The sequence below is a fragment of the Inquilinus sp. CA228 genome (assembly GCF_052078665.1).
Lineage (GTDB): Bacteria > Pseudomonadota > Alphaproteobacteria > DSM-16000 > Inquilinaceae > Inquilinus.
On record NZ_JBQJIK010000055.1, the window covers coordinates 20,197 to 37,157 of the forward strand.

The window sequence follows — 16,961 nt, forward strand, 5'->3', positions numbered from 1 at the left end:
TGGTTGGGATCGAACATAGGACGAGCGACGGGTCAGGGAACCGACAGGCCGGCCGGATTTTCTCTGCCGCTTACCTCCGCGCCCCGATATACGCCGCCGTGCCCGGCCGCAGCTTGTCGTGCACGAACTGGACGAAGGCGCGCAGCTTGGGCAGGGCCTGGGCCCGGCTGGGATAGTACAGGAACAGGCCGGGGGTGCCGGCGCAGAACTCCTCCAGCACCGGCTCCAGCAGCCCAGCGGCGATCTGGTCCTGCGCCGCCGGCGCCGCGGTGAAGGCCAGGCCGACGCCCATCTCCGCCGCCATCAGGTTCAGCCCGCCGCTGTTGACGATCACCGGCCCGGCCACCGCCATGTCGAAGGCGCGGTTGCCCTCGACGAACTCCCAGCGGTAGATCGGCCCCTGCGGCGTGTTGCGGGTGCCGATGCAGGCATGGTGGCGCAGATCCTCCGGCCGCTGCGGCCGGCCGTGCCGGGCGAAATAGGACGGCGACCCGACCACGCTGAACCGGAAGGGCGGGGTCAGCCGCACCGCCACCATGTCGGCCTCCACCAGCTCGCCGAGGCGGATGCCGGCGTCGAAGCCCTCGGCCACGATGTTGGTCAGCCCGTCCTCGGCGAAGATCTCGATCTGCAGCGCCGGGTGGGCGGCGCGGAAATCCATCAGGATCGGCTCGGCCAGGAACGGCACCAGCGACCGCGGCATGTTCAGCCGCAGCAGGCCGGTCACCTCCTCGCCCAGGCTCTGGGCCGCGTCGAAGGCGGCCAGAACCTCCGCCACCCCCGGCCGCGCGCGGTCGACGAAGCGCTGCCCGGCCTCGGTCAGCCCGACCTTGCGGGTGGTGCGGGTCAGCAGCGCCACGCCCAGCCGCGCCTCCAGCCCGCGGATGGTCTGGCTGATCGCCGAGGGCGACACCCCCAGCTCCTCCGCCGCGGCGCGGAAGCTGCGGCGCTCGGCGACGCGCAGCAGGGCGATCACGCCGTCCAGCTGGTCGCGCCCGATTGTGAAGGGCCTCTTCATGGCCACTGCAGATTATTCCGGATGGCGAGGCAAAGCGAGCGGCCATAGCCTTCCCCTTCATCGCAGCGGAGGGACCGGCATGGGCATCGCCCTGATCCTGAACGGACGGCCCTTCGCCTTCGACGGCGATCCGGAGACGCCGCTGTTGTGGGTGATCCGTGAGGCGGCCGGGCTGACCGGCACGAAATACGGCTGCGGCGTCGCCGCCTGCGGCGCCTGCACCGTGCATCTCGACGGTGCCGCGGTCAGGTCCTGCAGCGTGCCGGCCGGGTTGGCCGCCGGCGCCGCGGTCACCACCATCGAGGGGCTGGCCGAGACGGTTGAACCATCGCCGGCCGACGGGTTGCATCCGGTGCAGCGGGCCTGGGTCGAGATCCAGGTGCCGCAATGCGGCTATTGCCAGCCCGGCATGATCATGGCCGCCGCCGCCCTGCTGCGCGGCCGGCCGTCGCCGACCGATGCCGAGATCGACGCCACCATCACCAATCTGTGCCGGTGCGGCACCTATCCGCGGGTGCGGCGGGCCATCCGCGCCCTGGCGGCGCAGGCGTGAGGCGATGAGGCGGCGCTGGTTCCTCACCGCCACCATCGCCGGGGCCGGCGGGCTGGCGCTCGGCTGGCGCGCCTGGGACCGCGGCTCGACATCCCGGCCAAGGTCACCGGCGCCTTCGGCTTCGGCATCGACCTCAACTTGCCGGGGATGCGCGTGGCGATGGTGACCGCGGCGCCGGTGCCGGGCGGGCGGCTGCTTTCGGTGGACTCCGCCCTGGCCCTGGCGGTGGCGGGGGTGGAGCAGGTGGTGCGGCTGGACGACGCCGTCGCCGTCATCGCCCGCGACAGCTGGGCGGCGCGGCAGGGGCTGGCGGCGCTGGCGCCGCGCTTCTCCGATGGCGGTCATGGCGGCGTCTCCAGCGCCGGCATCGACGCCGCCCAGGACCGGGCACTGGCTGAACAGGAGGGCGAGGCGCGGGTGACGCTCGGCGACGCCGCCGCGGCGCTGGCGCAGGCCGGCCGTATCGTCGAGGCGACCTATCGCGTGCCGCATCTGCATCACGCGGCGATGGAGCCGATCACCGTCACGGCGCAGCTCGCCGGCGGCCGGCTGACGGTCTGGGCCGGCGATCACAATCCGCTGGTCGCCCGGCGCCAGCTGGTCGCGCTGTCCGGCCTGGCGGAGGAGGACGTCACCCTGGTGCCGCTGCCGATGGGCGGCTCCTTCGGCCGGCGCGGCGGGCGCGACGACAGGCCGCCGGCCTATTTCATCCAGGCGGTCGCGCTGGCGAAGGCGGTGGCGCCGAACCCGGTGAAGCTGGTCTGGAGCCGGGAGGAGGAGTTCGCCCAGGGCACCTTCCGGCCGCGCCTGGCCACCCGGATCCGCGCCGCGCTGGCGCCGGACGGCACGCCGCTGGCCTGGTCGCAGCTCTATGTCGACGGGATGCCGGCGCCGGTCGAGGCCTTCCGCATCCCCTATGCCATCCCGCACCAGTCGATCCGCTCCGTGGCGGTGCCCGACCCGGTGCGGCGCGGCTCCTGGCGCGGCGTCAACCACACCCAGCATGCCTTCTGGGCCGAGAGCTTCATCGACGAACTGGCCCACGCCGCCGGCCGCGACCCCTTCGCCTATCGCCGCGACCTGCTGCCGCCGGGGTCGCGTCCTCGCCGGGTGCTGGAGGCGGCGGCCGAGGCCGCCGGCTGGGGCGCGCCGCTGCCGCCCGGTGCCGGCCGCGGCATCGCGGTGGCCGAGGCCTACGGCACGGTGGTCGCCCATGTGATCGAGGCCTCCCTCGGCCCCGGCGGCAAGCCGGTGGTGCATCGGGTGATCGCGGCGGTCGATTGCGGCGACGTCTGCAACCCGGACACGGCGCGGCAGCAGGTGGAGGGGGCGGTGGTGATGGGGCTGAGCGCCGCGATCGCGGAGCGGATCACGATCGAGGCCGGCGCCGTGGTCGAGCGCAACTTCCCGGACTATCCGCTGCTCGGCCTCGCCGCGACGCCGGAGATCGAGGTGCGGTTCCTGCGCAGCGACGGGCCCTGGGGCGGGCTCGGCGAGCCGGGGCTGCCGCCGGTGGCACCGGCGCTGGCCAACGCCCTGTTCGCCGCGACGCAACGCCGCTGCCGCAACCTGCCGCTGAGCGTCATATAAGCGGAGCGCGCCGCTATCGCGTTCCCCTGACCTTCTCATTGCCATTATGATAACAGGGGAGTCGGCCTTGGACCCGCTGGGAGACCTCATGCCCTGGATCGCCGCCTGCAGCGTCGCCGGACTGTTCGGCCTCATGCTGGTCGAGCGCCTGCTGCCGATCCTGCCCTCCTACGGCCTGCTGGTCGCGGTCGGGGTGGCGGTCGGCGAGGGCTACTGGTCGCTGCCGCTGGCCATGGCGATGACCGTGATCGGCGGCATCGCCGGCTGCGCGCTGTTCTACGGGCTGGGCTGGGGCCTGGGCGAGGCCCGGGCCGGGGCGCTGCTGCGCCGCACCGCCGGCTTCTTCGGCATGGGGCCGGCGCGGGTCGACCGCTGCATCGCCTGGCTGCGCGACCGCGGGGCGGTCTTCGCGCTGGTGGCGCAGCTGGTCCCGACCGTGCGGCTGGTGGTGCCCGGCGTCGCCGGGCTGCTGCGGGCCCGCCCCTTGATGTTCTTCACTGCGACCGCCCTCGGGATCGGGCTGTGGAACGGGCTGTTCATCGGCACCGGCTATGCCGCCGCGTCGCTGATCGAACCGAACCCGAACGCATCCTCGCTCGCGCTGATGGTGCTGGTCGTGTTGCTGTCTCTCGAGCTGATGGGCACGATGATGTGGCGTAGCTTCTCCCGCCGGCGGCAGGCTGTCGCCGTCTCCTCCGCCGGCGCGCCGCCGGTCCTGATGTCGGGCGCCGCGATGTCGCCGCGGCCTGCGACCGGCCCCTCGCGCCGCCAGGACGCGGCCGACGACTTCGCCTTCTTTCGCGCCTGGCTGAAGGCGCCGCTGCGGGTGGCCGCGGTGGTGCCCTCGGGGCGGGCCCTGGCGGCGGCGATGACTGCCGAGATCGGGCCGGAGACGGGGCCGGTGATCGAGCTCGGGCCTGGCACCGGCGTCTTCACCCGGGCGCTGCTCGGCCGCGGCGTGCCGGAATCGCGGCTGGCGCTGGTCGAGGCCGGGCCGGATTTCGCGGCGCTGCTGCGCGAACGCTATCCGGCGGCGCAGGTGTTGTGCATGGACGCCGCCCGGCTGGGCACCGCCGATCCCTTCGACGGCGAGAAGGCCGGCGCCGTGGTCAGCGGCCTGCCGGTGCTGTCGATGCCGGCCAAGACGGTGATCGGCATCCTCGACGGCGCCTTCCGCCATCTGCGGCCGGACGGGGCGTTCTACCAGTTCACCTACGGGCCGCGCTGCCCGGTCCCGCGCGCCATCCTGGACCGGCTCGGGCTCAAGGCGGTGAAGACCGGCCGGGCGGTGGCGAACGTCCCGCCGGCCGCGGTGTACCGCATCACCCGCCGCTGGCAGCGTCCGCCGGCCTAGGGGCGGCCGCCACCATCGCATCCCACGCCGCCATGGCGTGGTCGATGATGGCGTGCATCTCGCGGCGGCCGGTGCCGTCGCGGGCCTTGATCGACAGGCCGGCCAGCACGGTCGAATAGAAGCCGGCCACCGGGGCCAGATCCAGGCCCGGCGGGAACTCGCCCGCCGCCGCCCCCTGCTCCAGCCGGCGCAGGATCAGGGCGCAGGATTCCTGGTGCAGATCCAGCAGATGGGCACGCACCCCCTCATGCTCCGGCGCCGTGTTGATGGCGCCGAGGATGACGAAGCAGCCATTCGGCAGGCCGGGGTCGGTGAAGGCGTCGGCATTGTCGCGCAGCATCGCCTCGATCGCCCCGCGCGCCGTGCGCTCGCAGTCCAGCGCCCGGCGCGTGGCCGACCCGTCGGTGGCGCGGTACAGCGCGATCGCCTCGCGGAACAGCGCCTCCTTGCCGCCGAAGGCGGCGTAGAGGCTGGGCGCCGCGATGCCCATCGCCGCGGTCAGGTCGGCCATCGACACGCCCTCATAGCCGTGCCGCCAGAACAGCTCCATCGCCCGCCGCAGGGCCACGTCCCGGTCGAAACCGCGGGGTCGGCCGCGCTCCGCCATCTCCATCCCTTTCTTTAACGATCCATAAATAATTCGCTTGACCTCGGAATGCAACTGCGCCAGCTATTTGTTTATCGATCATTAAAGATATGGAGCAATCCCATGGCCGACCTGTCCGGAACGGTGGCGCTGGTCACCGGCGCCAGCCGCGGCATCGGTGCCGCCATCGCCCGCCGCCTGGCGCGCCAGGGCGCCGACGTGGCCCTCACCTACAGTTCCTCGCCCGACAAGGCGGCCGAAGTGGCGCGCGACATCGAGGCGGCGGGCCGGCGCGCCTTGCTGATCCAGGCCGACAGCGCCGACCCGGTTGCGGCGGCCGCGGCAGTGGACCGGGCGGCGGCAGGGCTCGGCCGGCTCGACATCCTGGTCGCCAATGCCGGCATCGCCGTGCACAAGCCCTTCGCGGAGGTCTCGGTCGAGGAGTTCGACCGCAGCATCGCGATCAATGTCCGCGGTGTCTTCGTCGCCGCCCAGGCGGCCGCCAGGCACCTGCCGGAGGGCGGGCGGATCATCGTCATCGGCAGCAACCTGGCCGAACGCGTGCCGGGGGCCGGGATCACGCTCTACACCCTGTCGAAGACGGCGCTGACCGGCCTGGTCAAGGGCGCCGCGCGGGACCTGGGACCCCAAGGCATCACCGTCAACCTGGTGCAGCCGGGCCCGACCGACACCGACATGAACCCGGCCGACGGGCCACGCGCCGACACGCTGCGGTCGCTGATGGCGATCCCGCGCTATGGCAGCGGCGACGACATCGCCGGGCTGGTCGCCTGGGTGGCCTCGGCCGAGAGCCGCTTCGTCACCGGCGCCGCCCTCACCATCGACGGCGGCATGTCGATCTGACGCGGGGAGAGCCGAGATGACCGCGCGAACCATATCCGACGAGGCCGGCAACAGCGCCTGGGTGCTGGGCGCCGTCTGCCTGGCGGGGCTGATGATGCCGCTCAGCTTCACCGGCCCGGCCGTGGCGCTGCCGGCGATCGGGCGCGAGCTTGGCGGCAGCCCGGTGGCCCTGGCCTGGGTGGTGAACGCCTTCGTGCTCAGCTTCGGCAGCTTCGTCATGGCCGCGGGAGCCTTGGCCGACCAGCTCGGCCGCAAGCGCATGTTCGCCATCGGCGTGGCCGGCTTCGCCCTGCTGTCGCTGGTGCTGGGCTTCGCGCCGACGGTGGTGGCGCTCGACCTCCTGCGCGGCGCCCAGGGCATCGCCGCCGCGATCGCCATGGCCGGCGGCGCCGCCTCGCTGGCGCAGGAGTTCGAAGGCCCGGCCCGCACCCGCGCCTTCAGCCTGCTCGGCACCAGCTTCGGCATCGGCCTGGCCTTCGGCCCGATCCTGGCCGGCGTGCTGGTGGAGACGCTGGGCTGGCGCGCCATCTTCCTGACCGGCACCGCGATCGGCGTCCTGGTGCTGCTGTTCGGCGTGCCGCGGATGCGGGAATCGCGCGACCCCGGCGCCACCGGCGTCGACTGGCCGGGGCTGTTCAGCTTCACCGCCGCCCTCGGCCTGCTGACGTTCTGCATCATGCAGGGGCCGCAGGACGGCTGGGGCAGCCCGGTGGTGCTGGCCCTGCTGCTCGGTGCCGCGGCGATGCTGGCGCTGTTCGTCGCGGTCGAGACCCGGGTGCGGCGGCCGATGCTGGACCTGTCGCTGTTCCGCTACCCGCGCTTCGTCGGGGCGCAGTTCCTGCCGATCGCCACGGCGGTCTGCTTCGTGGTGCCGCTGGTGCTGCTGCCGGTGCGCTTCATCGGGGCCGAGGGGATGAGCGAGATCGAGGCCGGCGGGCTGATGATCGCGCTGTCAGCGCCGATGGCGGTGGTGCCGTTCCTGGCCGGCATGCTGGCCCGCCGGATCCCGGCGGCGGTGCTGTCGGCGGTCGGCCTGGTGATCGCCGCGCTCGGCCTCGGCTGGCTCGCCGCCGTCCCGGTCGGCGCCGGGGTCGTGACCCTGGCTCTGCCGATGCTGGTGATCGGCATCGGCACCGGCCTGCCTTGGGGGCTGATGGACGACCTCTCGGTCAGCGTCGTGCCGCGCGAGCGCGCCGGCATGGCCACCGGCATCTTCTCGACCATGCGGGTGGCGGGGGAGGCGGTGGCGATCGCCGCCGCCGGCGCCCTGGTGGTGGCGCTCGGCCAGTCCGGCCTGCACCGGGCTGCCGGCGGCGAGGCCGGGGTGGCGGACGCGGTCAACGCCCTGGCCGGCGGCGACATGGGCCGGGCCGAGGCGCTGCTGCCCGGCCTCGGCCGGGCGGCGCTGGCGCAGGCCTATGGCGCCGCCTTCCAGGCGATGCTGGCCGTGCTGGTCGCCGCCACCCTGGCGGCGGCGCTGGTCGCCTACGCCTTGCTGCGGCGGCGCGACCGGCGCCAGGCCGTTGAAGCCTGCGAGGCGTAACCGCCGCCTCTACGATTCCATCAGATCCACCCCGTCGGCCGATCCGGTCGCTTCCCCGCCCATGCGCAGCCGGTGGCCGTCGATGTCCTCGACGTTCATCTCGCGCATGCCCCAGGGGAAGTTGGTCGGCGGCTGGCGGATGATGGCGCCGCTGGCCTGGTACTCGCGGTGCAGCGCGTCGACATCCTCGACGTCGATGCACAGCCACATGCCGGGCCCGCCCTGCGCCCCCTGGCACAGGAAGATGCGGGCGCTGCCGCGGTCGATGCAGGCGAAGCCGGACGGGTCGCCCCATTCCCAGTCCAGCCGGAAGCCCAGCTTGTCGCGGTAATAGGCGATGGCGGCCGGCACGTTGCGCACGTTCAGGATCGGGATCAGGCCGCGGAAGCGGGGCGTGTCCTTCGGCGCGGCGCCGGCCTCGGCGAGCAGCCGGGGGATGCCGGGATCGGCATTGGGCGGCAGCCCGTCCAGCGGGCCGTCGCCGCGGTTGTCGACGGCGCGCGGATCGGCGCCCAGCTGCAGCAGCAGCCGCACCATCCCCGGCCGGTTCTTGATCACCGCCAGGTGCAGCGGCGTGCGGCGGCGATCGAACCGGCTCATCGGCCGCATCACCTGGGCCGGGTCAGCCGCGGCCAGCGACCGGACCAGGTCCTCGCGGCCGAGCGCGACGGCGGAGAGGACGGTCGGCGCGGCCCCGGCCGCCAGCAGCCGCTCGGCCACCGCCGCATGGGTCTGGCGGAAGCAGGTGGCCCAGCCGATCGCGCCCAGCTCGTGCTCGTCGCCGGCGCCGTCCGGATCGGCCCCGGCCGCCAGCAGGCGGTCGACGACCGCCAGTTGCCCGCCGCTCGCGGCCCAGTGCAACGCGGTGGCATTGTCGGAGCGGTCGCGCCGGTCGATCTCGACGCCACGCCGCAGCAGCAGCTCGACGCAGGCGAGATGGCCGGCCTCAGCGGCCAGGTGCAGCAGCGGCCGGTTCCAGCTGCCGCCGGTGATGTCGCGCTTGGCCGGGTGGGCGGCCAGCAGAGCGTCCAGCTCGTCGGCCCGGCCGCGCAGCGTTGCGGCGACGACCTGCCCGTCCAGGCTCAGGGCATCGACATGCGCCTTCAGGGCGCGCCAGCTCGGGAAGCCGTGGTCGCGGGCGACCGCCAGCTGGGCCTGATGCAGCCGCGCGCCGGGATCCTCGGCGCGCAGCACGGCCAGCCGCTGCTTGGCGGTCTTTCTCAGCCAGTCGATGTCGGGACGCGGGGGAAGCGATTCAGCCATGGAACACCTTCTTTCTCATGGCCCGATGTCCGCGTCGACGGGCCGGAAAGAAGATGTGCGATCAACCAAAGCCGGAGGTGGGTTCAACCCTTCACGCGGACCGTCGGTCGCCTCCCGACCGTGATCCGAGACTAGGGGCGATGCGGTGCGGCCGTCAATCCGGGGGGCACAATTGAAAAAGCCTCCCCGCGGCGCGGGGAGGCTCCGACCCGATCCGGAATCGCAGGCTTACGACGCGTCCGGGATCAGCTTGGCGCGCAGCGACCGGCGCGCCTCGTGGTCCAGGCGCTGCAGCGCTTCGCGGATCTGCTGGGTGATGGCGCCGGCCTCGGCATCGGGATTGCGGAAATAGGCCTGCGCCTCGGCGATCAGCACCGGCAGGGCGGCGGCAGCGGCCTTGGCCGCGGCGGCCGGCGACGACGCCTTCGCCGCCATGCCGCGGATGCTGGTGGCCAGCTCGGCGGCCGAATTCTTCCAGCCGGCGGGGCCGGTGTCGGACAGGTCGGTCACCGCCTCCTCGACGATCTGGTCGATCAGCACGCCCGAATCCCGCGCCCCGGACCAGGAGGCGGCAAGGCGCCCGTCGCGGTCGCGCACCTCGGTCCAGCGGAAGGTCTGGCGTTCCTCGTCGGTCAGGATGCGTTCGACCCGCGCGAACATGCCGGTCACCGGCCGGGTCCAGCCCGCCGGCAGCGATGCCAGCTGTTCCCGCACCCTGGCATCCACGCGTGCGCCGCAACTCTTCAGCATCTGCTTCAGCCGCTGGGGGGCCCGCTGCTTCATCGCCATCTCTCCTCGCTCTCCCTCGTATGCACGCCCCGCCGCATTGCTCCCATGGTTCAGGGACGCCACGACCTTCGGTGTTTTATTCAAAGGGGCTTCGCCCACCAGAATCAAGTCACAGCCTGTCGCGGATGGCGAGTCATTCCTTCGGGCAAAACGGACACCCGCGGAATCCCTGGAGCGGGGCGGGACGCGCCGTCGCACTTGCTCAACTGATATTTTAGTATATGTTGCATATCAGAATCGCAGGGAGGGTGCGGATGCGCAGCGCGGCGGCGGAGGACGGACCGGCGGGACGGCGGCGGATGCCGCGATCGCCGCGGCTCGATGCGCTGTCGCAGGGGCAGCCGGCCACCGCCTCGGCCCTGATTCGGCGGGCGCTGCGCAGCGACATCGTCGCCCTGCGCCTGAAGCCGGGCACGCCGCTGGCGGAAAAGGAGATCGCCGAGGGTTACGGCGTCAGCCGCACCCCGGTGCGCGAGGCGGTGCTGCGCCTGGCCGATGAGGGGCTGGTCGACATCTTTCCGCAATCGGGCACCTTCGTGTCGCGCATCCCGGTGCATGCCCTGCCCGAGGCGATCATCATCCGCAAATCGCTGGAGGAGACGACGGCACGGATGGCCGCCGAACGGGCCAGCCGCAGCCAGGTCGCCATCCTGCACGCGGTGATGGAGCGGCTACGTGAGACCGAGGCGGCGGGCGACCGCGACGGCTTCCACCAGGCCGACGAAGCCTTCCATGCCGGCATCGCCGAGGCCGCCGGCCATCCCGGCATCTGGACCCTGGTGCAGCAGGTCAAGATCCAGGTCGACCGCTACCGCCGGCTGACCTTGCCGGAGGAGGGAAGGCTGGCCCGGATCATCGCCGAGCACGGCGCCATCCTGGGCGGGATCGAGGCGCACGACCCGGACCGGGCGGCGGCGACGATGGGGACGCATCTCGGGGCGCTGCTGGCCGATCTCGGCGGCATCAAGGACCACAATCCGGACTATTTCGTCGACGCGCCGCCGCCCGGCTACTGAGCCGCGGCAGCCGGGGACACGGCGAGCACAGGGGGAGGGGGCGTACGCCCGATGCGGTACGAGTTCGATTTCGACAGCCTGCGGGACTACTGGCCGTCCTTCCTGCACGGCGCGCTGATGACGCTGCAGATGACGGCGGTGGCGACCGTGCTGGGCCTCGCCATCGGCGTGGTCCTGGCCATCGGTCGGCGTGGCCGGTCGCGCTGGATCGCCGGGCTGTGCGGCGCCTATGTCGAGATCGTCCGCAACACCCCCTACCTGATCCAGATCTTCTTCCTGTTCTTCGGCCTGTCCAGCATCGGCCTCAGGCTGCCGATCTTCGCCGCCGCGGTGCTGACCATGGTGATCAATGTCGGTGCTTACACGGCCGAGATCGTGCGCGCCGGCATGGACACGGTGCCGCCCGGCCAGGTCGAGGCGGCCCAGGCGCTGGGCCTGTCGACGCCGCAGATCTACTGGGACGTGATCCTGCGCCCGGCGCTGGAACGGGTGTATCCCGCCCTGACCAGCCAGTTCGTGCTGATGATGCTGTCCTCCTCCGTCACCTCGCAGATCTCGGCCGAGGAGCTGACGGCGATCGCCAACAACATCCAGTCCGACACCTTCCGGCCGTTCGAGACCTACATCGTCGTGGCGCTGCTGTACCTGGCCATGGCGCTGTTGCTGAAGTTCGGCTTCCACCTGTTCGGCCAGGCGATCTTCCCGCGCCGGCGCCGGCTCGGCACCCCGCTCTGAGGAGGCCGGCATGGGCGGCGCCTTCACCATCAATCACCTGATCTACCTGCTGCAGGGCGCGGCCTGGACCGTCGTGCTCTCGCTGCTGGCCTTCGCCCTCGGCGGCGTCGCCGGCTTCGGCGTCATGCTGCTGCGCATCGCGCGCGGCCGGATCCTGCGCCGGGCCGCCTTCGTCTATGTCCAGATCGTCCAGGGCACGCCGTTGCTGATCCTGCTGTTCCTGGTCTATTTCGGCCTCGGCATCGTCGGCATCGAGGTGCCGCCGTTGCTCGCCGCCGGCATGTCGCTGATGATCTATTGCAGCGCCTTCCTCGGCGAGATCTGGCGCGGCTGCGTCGAGGCGGTGCCGAAGACTCAGAGCGAGGCGGCCGAGTGCCTGGCGCTGAACCGCTGGCAGGTGCTGACCGACGTCCTGCTGCCCCAGGCGGCGCGCATCGCCACGGCGCCGACGGTGGGCTTCCTGGTGCAGGTGCTGAAGAGCACGTCGCTGGCCTCGGTGGTCGGCTTCATCGAGCTGACCCGCGCCGCCCAGGTCATCAACAACTCGCTGTTCCAGCCATTCCTCGTCTTCGGCATCGCCGGGCTGATCTACTTCGCCCTCTGCTACCCGCTGTCGCGCTGGAGCCGTTCCCTCGAAAGGAAGATGAATGTCGGCCGTCGTCACGCTGCGTGATGTCCACAAGCGCTTCGGCGAGCTCGAGGTGCTCAAGGGCGTCTCCTTCGAGGTCGCCAAGGGCGAGGTCGTCGCCATCATCGGCCGCAGCGGCTCGGGCAAGAGCACGGCGCTGCGCTGCGTCAACCGGCTGGAGACGATCCAGTCGGGCCACATTGAGGTCTGCGGCCACCGGGTCGACGCGGCCGACCTGAACCTGCGCGCGCTGCGCCAGGACGTCGGCATGGTGTTCCAGAGCTACAACCTGTTCCCGCATCTGACGGTGGAGCAGAACATCACCCTGGCGCCGCGCCGGGTGCGCCGGATGCGCGGCGCCGAGGTGCGCGACCTGGCGCGCGCCGCGCTGGACCGGGTCGGCCTGGCCGACAAGATCAACGCCTATCCCGAGCAGCTGTCGGGCGGCCAGCAGCAGCGGGTGGCGATCGCCCGGTCGCTGGCGATGAACCCGAAGGTGATGCTGTTCGACGAGGTCACCTCGGCGCTCGACCCGCATCTGACGGGCGAGGTGCTGAGGGTGATGGAGGGCCTGGCCCGCGGCGGCATGACCATGCTGGTGGTGACGCATGAGATGGCGTTCGCCCGCCGCGTCGCCAACCGGATCATCTTCATGCATCTGGGCAAGGTCTGGGAGACGGGGTCGGGCGACATGCTCGCGGCCCCGGGGACGGGGGAGCTCCGCGACTTCCTCTCCAACGGGCTCTGATCGCGGAAAATCGATGTCGATCCGGTCGGGGCCGGCCGACGCAAAACGTGCAAAAGGGTGGAGGAACGTCATGACGCTGACAGGAATGCTGAAGGTCGCCGCCGCGGCGGCGGCGCTGTGGGTCGCGGCCGCGCCGGTGGTGCAGGCGGAATCGCTGGACGACATCCAGTCGACCAAGAAGGTGCGCATCGCCGTGGCCATGGGCGTGCCGTTGTTCGCCTTCGTCGACGACAAGCTGCAGCCCACGGGCTCGGACGTCGAGACGGCGCAGATGATCGCCAAGGCCCTGGGCGCCGAGCTTGAGCTGGTGCAGATCACCAACGCCGCCCGGGTGCCGACGATCCAGACCGGCAAGGCCGACCTGCTGGTCGCCGACCTGGCGATCACCGAGGAGCGCAAGAAGGCGGTGGACTTCACCATCCCTTACGCCACGCTGAACATCGAGGTCGCGGCCCCGGCCGGGGTGGCGGTCAAGGACTATGCCGACCTCGCCGGCAAGCGCATCGGCGTGACCCGGGCGACGGTCAACGACACGCTGGTGACCAAGAACGCCAAGGATGCCGAGATCGTCCGCTTCGAGGACGACGCGACGCTGATCACGGCGGCGGTCTCGGGCCAGGTCGACATCGTCTCGACCCAGAGCGCCGTGGTGGCAGAGATGAACAAGGGCCGGACGGAGAAGCTGGAGACCAAGTTCGTGCAGCAGGAGTTGAATCTCGGCATCGCCCTGCCGAAGGGCGAGCCGAAGCTGAAGGCCTGGCTCGACGACTGGATCAAGGCGCATTTCGCCGATGGCAGCCTGAACGCCACCTTCAAGAAGTTCCACGGCCGCGACCTGCCGGCGGATCTGATCACCCGCTGACGGACGACGGCGCCGGGCCGGGGCCGCTCCTCAGCGGTCCCGTCTCGGCCGCCGGTCGCGTTCGCGCTCGATCTCGGAGTTCAGCTCGGCGCCGATCAGGAAGATCACCGTCGACAGCCAGATCCAGGTCAGGAAGCCGATCACGGCGCCCAGCGAGCCGTAGGTCGCGCCGTAATTGGCGAAGCGGGCGACGTACCAGGAGAACAGCATCGAGCCGCCGATCCAGATGGTCGCGGCGACGATGCCGCCCCAGTTCAGCCAGTGCTCGCGCCGGCCGCCGGGGCCGTAGCGGTAGACCAGCGTCAGCGCCATGATCGTCGCCAGGTACAGCGCCGGCCAGCGCAGCAGCCGGATCAGCGTGCCGGCGTCGGAGCCGAGGCCGATGAGCTGCAGCGCGATCGGCGCCGCCACCACCACCGCCAGCGCCAGCACGGCGAAGCCGATGGCGCAGACCGTGAACAGCAGCGACACCATGTTGAGCCGCACGAAGCCGCGCCGCTCCTCCTCGTCATAGGCGACGTTCAGCGCGTCGAACATCGCCTTGACCCCGGCATTGGCGCTCCACAGCGAGATGGCGAGGCCGGCGAAGAAGGCGATGCCCAGGCTCTTCGGCGGCTGGCTGGCGATGCGCTGCATCTGCCCGGCGATCAGGTCCAGGCTGCCGGCCGGCAGGATCAGGGCGAGGTCCTCGATGTTCTGCTGCACGGTCGAGACATCGGCGACCAGCCCGTACAGCGAGACGAACACGCCGATCGCCGGGAACAGCGCCAGCAGGGTGTAGTAGGCGACGCCGGCGGCCAGGGCGAACACCCGGTCCTCGCCGATCTCGCCCCAGACCCGCCACAGCACGATGCCGCCGCGCCGCGCCCTGCGCCGCCAACGCCGGTCCGTCTTCGGTGCCGTTCCGCCTTCCGCCGTCATCCGCTTCCGCCCGGCTCCTCATGATTTCGAACGGCGATTCGGCCGCACCGTTCTACCTCGCCGACCATAGGTGTTGGCGGCCATGACGGAAATCCGGTTGACGCGGCCGGCGCGGCTGCGACCATCTGGGCTGCTTGCCGCGACCGATCCGGGAGAAATGCCGTGCCTCGTCTGAGCCCGTCCTCCAGCCACTACGGCGCCGTCATGGCCGTCGTCGAGGGCAACAAGATGGTCGGCATCCAGCCCTATGCCAGCGACATCGACCCGTCGCCGATCATCAATTCGCTGCCCGGCATGGTGCATGGCAACCTGCGCGTCTCGCAGCCGATGGTCCGGGCCGGCTGGCTGGCCCAGCGCCACAACAGCGACGGCAGCCGCCGCGGCGCCGACGCCTTCGTGCCGGTGTCGTGGGAGACGGCGCTGGAGCTGGTGGCAGGCGAGCTGGAGCGGGTGCGGACCGAGCACGGCCCCGAGGCGATCTATGGCGGCAGCTACGGCTGGGGCAGCGCCGGCCGGCTGCACAACGCGCCGACGCTGCTGCGCCGGATGCTGGGCTTCACCGGCGGTTTCACCGCCTCGGTCAACAACTACAGCTTCGGCGCGGCGCTGCCGCTGATCCCGCACATCATCGGCGACTTCAACCGGGTGCTGACCGAGACCACCGACTGGCGCAGCATCGTCAGCGACGGCCGCCTGGTCGTGGCCTTCGGCGGCATGCCGCCGCGCAACAGCCAGATCGCCTCCGGCGGCACCGGCAAGCACCAGCAGCGCGACTGGAACCGCCGCAGCCGCGAGGCCGGGGTGCAGTTCGTCTATATCGGCCCGGTGCGCGACGACATGGCGGAGGAGACGGGCGCCGAATGGCTGGCGCCGCGGCCGAACACCGACACCGCGATCATGCTCGGCCTGGCCCACACGCTGGTGGCCGAGGGGCGGTACGACCGCGCCTTCGTCGACCGCTGCACCGCCGGCTTCGACCGCTTCCTGCCCTATCTGATGGGCCAGTCCGACGGCACCCCGAAGGACGCCGACTGGGCCGCTGCGATCTCCGGCCTGTCCGCCGACACCATCCGCGGCCTGGCGCGGCGCATGGCGTCGCAGCGCACCATGATCAGCCTCAGCTGGTCGCTGCAGCGCGGCGACCATGGCGAGCAGCCCTACTGGATGGGCACGGTGCTGGCGGCGATGCTGGGCCAGATCGGCCTGCCCGGCGGCGGCATCGGCTATGGCTACGGCGCCGAGGCCAATGTCGGCTCGGCCAGCGACGGCCGCAGCCGCGCCCGCATCATCCCCGGCCCGAACCCGACCGGCCGCTACATCCCGGTCGCCCGCATCTCCGACCTGCTGCTGCGGCCGGGTGAGGAGGACGACTACAACGGCCACCGCATCACCTATCCGGACACGCGGCTGGTCTACTGGGCCGGCGGCAACCCGTTCCACCACCACCAGGACCTCAACCGCCTGCTGCGGGCCTGGGCGAAGCCGGAGACGGTGATCGTGCAGGAGCCGTGGTGGACCCCGGTGGCCCGCCGCGCCGACATCGTGCTGCCGGCCACCACCAGCTTCGAGCGCAACGACATCGGCGGCGCCGCGCGCGATCCCTACATCCTGGCCATGCCACAGGCGATCCCGCCGGTCGGCCAGTCGCGCAGCGACTTCGACATCCTGACCGAGCTGTCGGACCGGGCCGGCGCCCGCGAGGCCTTCACCGAGGGCCGCGACGAGATGGGCTGGGTGCGGTTCTTCTACGACGGCGACCGTCGCACCGCCGCCGAGGCGGGGATCGAGCTGCCCGGCTTCCAGGAGTTCTGGGAGATCGGCCATGTCGAGCTGCCGCTGTCGGACCAGCCGAAGATCCTGCTGCAGGCGTTTCGCGCCGATCCGGTGGCCAACAAGCTGCCGACGCCGAGCGGCCGGATCGAGATCTTCTCCGACCGCATCGCCGGCTTCGGCTATGACGACTGCCCGGGCCACCCGACCTGGTTCGAGCCGGCGGAATGGCTCGGCTCGCCGGCGACCGAGCGCTTCCCGCTGCACCTGATCTCGAACCAGCCGAAGACCCGGCTGCACAGCCAGCTCGACGCCGGCGTGACCAGCCGCAGCGAGAAGGTGGCCGACCGCGAGCCGGTGTGGATCCACCCGACCGACGCCGCCGCTCGCGGCATCCAGGACGGCGACGTGGTGCGGCTGTTCAACGACCGCGGCGCCTGCCTGGCCGGGGCGCTGGTCACCGACCGGGTGATGCAAGGCGTGATCCAGCTCGCCACCGGCGCCTGGTACGACCCGGAGGTGCCGGGCGAAATCGGGGCGCTGTGCAAGCACGGCAACCCGAACGTCCTGACCCGCGACCACGGCACGTCGCGGCTGGGGCAGGGGCCCAGCGCCCACACCTGCCTGGTGGAGATCGCCAGGCTCGAAGGCCCGGCGCCCCGCGTCACCGCCTTCGACCCGCCGGTGATCCTCGCCCCCAAGGCCGAGGCGGCGGGGTAGG

The 16,961-nt window shown here is 71.8% G+C and carries 16 protein-coding genes; 11 read left to right on the forward strand and 5 right to left on the reverse strand.

Translation table 11 applies throughout. The annotated features are described in order from the left end of the window. Positions 1 to 70 precede the first annotated feature (70 nt). On the reverse strand, positions 71 to 1,018 hold the full coding sequence (locus tag ACTOWL_RS25105; protein ID WP_441324020.1) for a LysR family transcriptional regulator: 948 nt from the start codon (positions 1,016 to 1,018) through the stop codon (positions 71 to 73). A gap of 79 nt (positions 1,019 to 1,097) precedes the next feature. Between ACTOWL_RS25105 and ACTOWL_RS25110 the strand changes: the two genes are divergently transcribed. From ACTOWL_RS25110 to ACTOWL_RS25120, 3 genes are all read left to right on the forward strand, one after another. Further along, positions 1,098 to 1,571, forward strand: coding sequence for a (2Fe-2S)-binding protein (locus ACTOWL_RS25110; RefSeq protein WP_441324021.1), 474 nt, complete (start codon positions 1,098 to 1,100; stop codon positions 1,569 to 1,571). Between the two features lie 159 nt (positions 1,572 to 1,730). Next, the gene (locus tag ACTOWL_RS25115) at positions 1,731 to 3,161 is read left to right on the forward strand and encodes a xanthine dehydrogenase family protein molybdopterin-binding subunit (protein ID WP_441324050.1); all 1,431 of its coding nucleotides are present in this window, start codon (positions 1,731 to 1,733) and stop codon (positions 3,159 to 3,161) included. Positions 3,162 to 3,249: 88 nt separating this feature from the next. Then, positions 3,250 to 4,515 (forward strand): VTT domain-containing protein, encoded by a 1,266-nt coding sequence (locus ACTOWL_RS25120; protein ID WP_441324022.1) that lies wholly within the window; start codon positions 3,250 to 3,252, stop codon positions 4,513 to 4,515. On the opposite strand, the gene ACTOWL_RS25125 is transcribed toward ACTOWL_RS25120, so the two are convergent. Beyond that, positions 4,484 to 5,122 (reverse strand): TetR/AcrR family transcriptional regulator, encoded by a 639-nt coding sequence (locus ACTOWL_RS25125; RefSeq protein ID WP_441324023.1) that lies wholly within the window; start codon positions 5,120 to 5,122, stop codon positions 4,484 to 4,486. The genes ACTOWL_RS25120 and ACTOWL_RS25125 overlap by 32 nt on opposite strands. A 102-nt stretch (positions 5,123 to 5,224) precedes the next feature. On the opposite strand from ACTOWL_RS25125, the gene ACTOWL_RS25130 reads away from it, so the two are divergent. Both ACTOWL_RS25130 and ACTOWL_RS25135 read left to right on the forward strand, forming a co-directional pair. Next, positions 5,225 to 5,965 (forward strand): SDR family oxidoreductase, encoded by a 741-nt coding sequence (locus ACTOWL_RS25130; RefSeq protein ID WP_441324024.1) that lies wholly within the window; start codon positions 5,225 to 5,227, stop codon positions 5,963 to 5,965. Between the two features lie 16 nt (positions 5,966 to 5,981). After that, positions 5,982 to 7,508, forward strand: a complete 1,527-nt coding sequence (locus ACTOWL_RS25135; protein ID WP_441324025.1) for an MFS transporter — start codon at positions 5,982 to 5,984, stop codon at positions 7,506 to 7,508. Between the two features lie 9 nt (positions 7,509 to 7,517). Here ACTOWL_RS25135 and ACTOWL_RS25140 read toward each other — a convergent pair whose 3' ends face one another. After that, positions 7,518 to 8,771: an ankyrin repeat domain-containing protein gene (locus ACTOWL_RS25140; protein ID WP_441324026.1), complete on the reverse strand. Its 1,254-nt coding sequence runs from the start codon at positions 8,769 to 8,771 to the stop codon at positions 7,518 to 7,520. A gap of 228 nt (positions 8,772 to 8,999) precedes the next feature. Continuing rightward, entirely contained in the window at positions 9,000 to 9,554 is a 555-nt protein-coding gene (locus ACTOWL_RS25145; RefSeq protein ID WP_441324027.1) for a hypothetical protein, read from the reverse strand. A gap of 305 nt (positions 9,555 to 9,859) precedes the next feature. Between ACTOWL_RS25145 and ACTOWL_RS25150 the strand changes: the two genes are divergently transcribed. The 5 genes from ACTOWL_RS25150 to ACTOWL_RS25170 all read left to right on the forward strand — a co-directional run bounded on the left by ACTOWL_RS25150 (position 9,860) and on the right by ACTOWL_RS25170 (position 13,549). Continuing rightward, positions 9,860 to 10,576: a GntR family transcriptional regulator gene (locus ACTOWL_RS25150; RefSeq protein ID WP_441324028.1), complete on the forward strand. Its 717-nt coding sequence runs from the start codon at positions 9,860 to 9,862 to the stop codon at positions 10,574 to 10,576. 51 nt (positions 10,577 to 10,627) lie between these two features. Continuing rightward, a complete protein-coding gene (locus ACTOWL_RS25155; protein WP_441324029.1) occupies positions 10,628 to 11,311 on the forward strand; it encodes an amino acid ABC transporter permease in 684 nt (227 codons plus the stop codon). Positions 11,312 to 11,321: 10 nt separating this feature from the next. After that, entirely contained in the window at positions 11,322 to 11,984 is a 663-nt protein-coding gene (locus tag ACTOWL_RS25160; RefSeq protein WP_441324030.1) for an amino acid ABC transporter permease, read from the forward strand. Beyond that, positions 11,959 to 12,687, forward strand: coding sequence for an amino acid ABC transporter ATP-binding protein (locus ACTOWL_RS25165; protein ID WP_441324031.1), 729 nt, complete (start codon positions 11,959 to 11,961; stop codon positions 12,685 to 12,687). The genes ACTOWL_RS25160 and ACTOWL_RS25165 overlap by 26 nt, the downstream gene beginning before the upstream one ends. A gap of 70 nt (positions 12,688 to 12,757) precedes the next feature. Beyond that, complete coding sequence (locus ACTOWL_RS25170) at positions 12,758 to 13,549, forward strand: transporter substrate-binding domain-containing protein (protein WP_441324032.1); 792 nt, start codon at positions 12,758 to 12,760, stop codon at positions 13,547 to 13,549. A 30-nt stretch (positions 13,550 to 13,579) separates the two neighbouring features. Here the strand turns inward: ACTOWL_RS25170 and ACTOWL_RS25175 are convergent, their stop codons facing one another. Then, positions 13,580 to 14,470 carry a YihY/virulence factor BrkB family protein gene (locus ACTOWL_RS25175; protein WP_441324033.1) on the reverse strand — a complete coding sequence of 297 codons (891 nt, stop codon included), beginning with the start codon at positions 14,468 to 14,470 and terminating at the stop codon, positions 13,580 to 13,582. 162 nt (positions 14,471 to 14,632) lie between these two features. Between ACTOWL_RS25175 and ACTOWL_RS25180 the strand changes: the two genes are divergently transcribed. After that, positions 14,633 to 16,960: a molybdopterin guanine dinucleotide-containing S/N-oxide reductase gene (locus ACTOWL_RS25180; protein ID WP_441324034.1), complete on the forward strand. Its 2,328-nt coding sequence runs from the start codon at positions 14,633 to 14,635 to the stop codon at positions 16,958 to 16,960. Position 16,961: the final 1 nt, after the last annotated feature.